General features: G+C 72.9%; 3 protein-coding genes and 1 pseudogene. All 4 read left to right on the forward strand.

Annotated features, from left to right (window positions below):
• Positions 1-729, forward strand: a 729-nt coding sequence (locus tag AB0B48_RS32075) for a conjugal transfer protein TrbL family protein (RefSeq protein WP_357208169.1), incomplete at its 5' end; no start/stop codon positions are given.
• Positions 730-764: 35 nt separating this feature from the next.
• Positions 765-1,688, forward strand: coding sequence for a PrgI family protein (locus AB0B48_RS32080; RefSeq protein ID WP_357208171.1), 924 nt, complete (start codon positions 765-767; stop codon positions 1,686-1,688).
• A complete protein-coding gene (locus AB0B48_RS32085) occupies positions 1,685-3,472 on the forward strand; it encodes a DUF87 domain-containing protein (protein ID WP_357208173.1) in 1,788 nt (595 codons plus the stop codon). The genes AB0B48_RS32080 and AB0B48_RS32085 overlap by 4 nt, the downstream gene beginning before the upstream one ends.
• Positions 3,469-4,158 (forward strand): annotated as a pseudogene (locus AB0B48_RS32090) (type VI secretion protein); the annotation flags it as partial. The gene AB0B48_RS32085 and the pseudogene AB0B48_RS32090, both read left to right, overlap by 4 nt.

Raw genomic sequence — 4,158 nt, forward strand, 5'->3', positions numbered from 1 at the left:
GTCGCCGCCGGCGTGCTCGGCATGGTCGCCGGCGGCGACGAACAGTCCCGGTACACGGCCAAGGACCTCCTACCGAGACTGGTCGTCGGGTTCACCGCCGCGCACTTCTCCCAGTTAGCCTGCGACCAGCTCATCGATCTCGCCAACGCCCTGACCGCGGCGATCAGCGAGGGCGGCTACGACGGCGACGGCGCGTTCACCGCGATCCGCACCCACCTCGCGGCGGCACAGGACCGCACCGTCCCGCTGCTGTTCCTCATCCTGATCCTGCTCATCACCGTCCTGGTCGTGACGGCGGCGTTTCAGCTGATCGGCCGGTTCGTGGCGCTGTTGGTGATGACGAGCATCGCGCCGCTGGCGCTGGCCTGCCACGCGCTGCCGCAGACCGACAGCCTCGCCCGGCTGTGGTGGCGCGCTTATGCCGGATGCCTGGCGATCCCCGTGGCGCAGGCGTTCTTCCTCACCGCGGGGCAGCAGACACTGCTCGACCCGGCGACCATGCTGCCCGTGTTCGGGCTGCCCGTCGACCCGGGCGGCACGCTGAACCTCCTGGTCGTGGTGGTGCTGCTGTGGACCACCGTCAAGATCCCCACACTGTTGGCCCGCTGGGCGGGCCAGACCGGACGCGGCACGAGCACGATGCTCGGCGCGGTGGTCCGCGTCGTCGTGGTGCAGCAGCTCGCCCGCACCGTCCCCGGCCTGAACACCCTTCGGAGGACCATCAAATGAACCGACCTGATCCGGAAGCGCCAATGAGGGCACGGATGCCCTCCGACGTCGACGCCCCCGACAAAGTCGCCTACGGGCTGACGTTTCACCAGCTGGCGATCGTCGCCGCCGGTGCGCTGCTGGTCTACGCCGCGTGGCGCACACTGCATGGCGTTGTGCCGGTGCCGGTGTTCATCGGTGCTGTTGTGGTGCTCGGCGGGCTGGTCATTGGCCTGGCGCTGGGCCGCCGCGACGGCCTGTCGATGGATGTGTGGCTGCTGCACGCGATCCGCCACACCCGCACTCCCCGGTCACTGTCGAACGCCAGCGTCGCCGCGGATACCGGGTCGCCGGATTGGGTCGACACGCCCACGAGCGGCCGGGTGCCGCTGCCGGCGCCGTTGCGGCTGCCCGCCGACGCCATCGACGACGACGGGGAAATCAGGCTCGGTGACGCGCGGGCGGCGATCGTCGGCACCACGACGGTGAACCTCGCGCTGCGCACACCCGCCGAGCAGGCGGCCCTGATCGAGGGATGGGGTCGGTGGCTCAACAGCCTGTCGACGCCGACGCAGATCGTCGTGTCCGCGCAACCTGTTGACCTGACCTCTCACAGCCGTGCCCTCGCCGCCGCCGTGGACGCCCAGCCGCATCCGCGGCTGCGCGCGGCGTGCACCGACCACGCCGAGTTCCTCGGCGACCTCGCCGCCCGCCGGGACCCGCTGCGCCGGCAGGTCCTGGTCGTCACCCGCACGGCCGCCGGCGAGCGCGCGCATGCCGCGCGGCGGCGAGCCGACGACACGGTGCGGGCGCTGGCCGGCCTCGGCGTCAGCACGCGGGTGCTCGACGCCTCGGCGGTCACCGCCGCCCTGGCCAGCGCCGCCGACCCGTACCGGCCGCCGCAGCCGGGGCGCCTGGCCGCACCCGACGCCGTCATCACCGCCGCTGCCTCCACCCACAGGACAAGGAGCCAACGATGATCAGGAAGAGACGGTCCGGCGACGACAAGGCGCAGCCACAGCCAGGCTCGCTGGCGCCAGCGGTCGCGCCGGCCACCGTCGAGGTCACACCGCGATGGCTGCGCGTAGGCGACGGCTTCGCCGCCACCCTCGTCGTGACCGGATACCCGGCCGAGGTCGGCCCGGCGTGGCTGGAGCCGCTGCTGTCCTGGCCGGGCCGGCTCGACCTCGCCTTGCACGTCGAGCCGCTGCCGGCCCCGATCGCCGCCAACCGGCTCCGCAAACAACGAGCACGGCTGGAATCCTCCCGGCGGGCCGACTCCGAGCACGGCAAGCTCGCCGACCCCTACGTCGACGCCGCCGCACACGACGCCGGTGACCTGGCCGAGCGACTGGCCCGCGGCGCGGCGAAGCTGTTCCGCGTCGGCCTCTATTTGACCGTGCACGCCCGCACCGAAGACGAACTCCTGCAGGCGTGCGCGCAGGTCCGGGCCGCCGCCGCATCCACCCTTCTGGAGGTGCAGCCCGCGACCTGGCGGCAGCTACCCGGCTGGACCACCACCCTCCCCCTCGCGACGGACGGGCTGCGGATGCTGCGCACCATGGACACCCAGGCCCTCGCCGCCGCCTTTCCCTTGTCGAGCCCGGACCTGCCCGCACCGCTGCCCGGCGACACGCCGGCCACCGGCGGTGTCCTCTACGGCATCAACCCGGCCAGCGCCGGCATTGTTTGGTGGGACCGCTGGACGCAGGAGAACCATAACTCGATCGTCCTGGCCCGCTCCGGGGCTGGGAAGTCGTACTTCGTGAAGCTGGAGGTCCTGCGCAACCTCTACCAGGGTGTGCAGGTCGCGGTGGTGGACCCCGAGGACGAGTACCTGCGACTCGCCTACGCGGTCGGCGGCAGCATCGTCCGGTTGGGCCTGCCCGGCGTGAAGATCAACCCCCTGGACCTGCCAGTCGGCGACCGGCGTCCCGACACGCTGACCCGCCGCGCTCTGTTCCTGCACACGCTCATCAGCGTGCTGCTCGGCCAGCAACCGCCACCGGCGGAGCGCGCCGCGCTGGACCGGGCCATCCTCGCCGTCTACCGCTCCGCCGGGATCACCGCCGACCCGGCCACGCACCACCGGCCCGCACCGCTGCTGCGCGACCTGGCCACCACGCTACGCGCCGACAGCGACCCGGCCGCCGCGACGCTGGCCGCCCGGCTCGCACCGTGGGTGCAGGGCAGCTTCGCCGACCTGTTCGACGCACCCACCACCCAGACCCCGGTCGGACACCTGGTCGTGTGGTCGCTGCGGCACCTGCCCGACGAACTGCGCACCGTCGGCACCCTGCTCGCGCTGGACTCGATCTGGCGCACCGTCGACGCCCCACAACGCCCGTCGCGGCGGCGGCTCGTGGTGGTCGACGAGGCGTGGCTGCTGATGCGCGACGGCGAAGGCGCCCGCTTCCTGTTCCGCATGTCGAAGGCGGCACGCAAGCGCAACGCCGGGCTGACCGTCATCACCCAGGACGCCGCCGACGTGCTGGGCACCGACCTCGGCAAGGCGGTGGTGTCCAACGCCTCCACCCAGGTGCTGCTGCGGCAGGCGCCGCAGGCCATCGACGCCGTCGGCGAGGCGTTCGGGCTCACCGACGGTGAACGGCGGCTGCTGCTCTCGACCCGCCGCGGCCAAGGGCTGCTGATCTCCGGAGCGAGCAGGACCAGCTTCGAGTCGATCTCCTCCGACACGGAGCACGCCCTGTGCACCACTGATCCGGTCGAACTGGCCGACCTCGACGAGGAGGGTGATCTGTGACACCGCCGACCGAGGCCCTCAGCTCAACGCTCGTGTCACCGGCGCCCAGCCCCACCATCGGGCCAGGCGCCGGTCCCATCCCGCCCCCTACCGGAGCGGCAGCCGTGCTGCTCGACGCCGCCGTGTGGGCCACACAGCGGCCGTGGCTGGCGGCTGTCGCCGCCGGCGGGCTGATCGTGTGGATCGCGGCCCGCAACCTGGTCGAGATCGGGCGGCACCGCCACCACGCCCGCGGCGCGCGCCTCGTGACGATCGCACCGCCGCCAGAGGTCGACCCGAACAGCGCGCCAGCGTTGTGGGCGAACCTGGCCGGCGTGCTGACCCCGTCACGGCGGCGGCGCCTGCTCCACGGCGCCCCACACGTTGTGTGGCAGTACACGTGGTGCGGCCGGCAACTACTTATCTCGATCTGGGTTCCCGGCACCGTCCCTGCGGGGGCGGTCGAGGCCGCGGTGCGGGCGGCGTGGCCCAGCTCGGCCACCACCACCGACGACAACCCGGCACCGCCGATCCCCCTGGACGCCCATCCCGCGGCGGGTGGGCACCTGCTGCCCGTGTACGCGGAGTGGCTGCCGCTGGCCACCGACCACGACACCGACCCGCTGCGCCCGCTGATGGCCGCCGGCGCGCAGCTCACACCCCGCGAGTACGCCTGCGTGCAGATCCTCGCCCGCCCGGCCGCACCC

This window comes from Micromonospora sp. NPDC049089 (assembly GCF_040648775.1).
In the GTDB taxonomy this organism is placed as follows: Bacteria; Actinomycetota; Actinomycetes; order Mycobacteriales; family Micromonosporaceae; genus Micromonospora.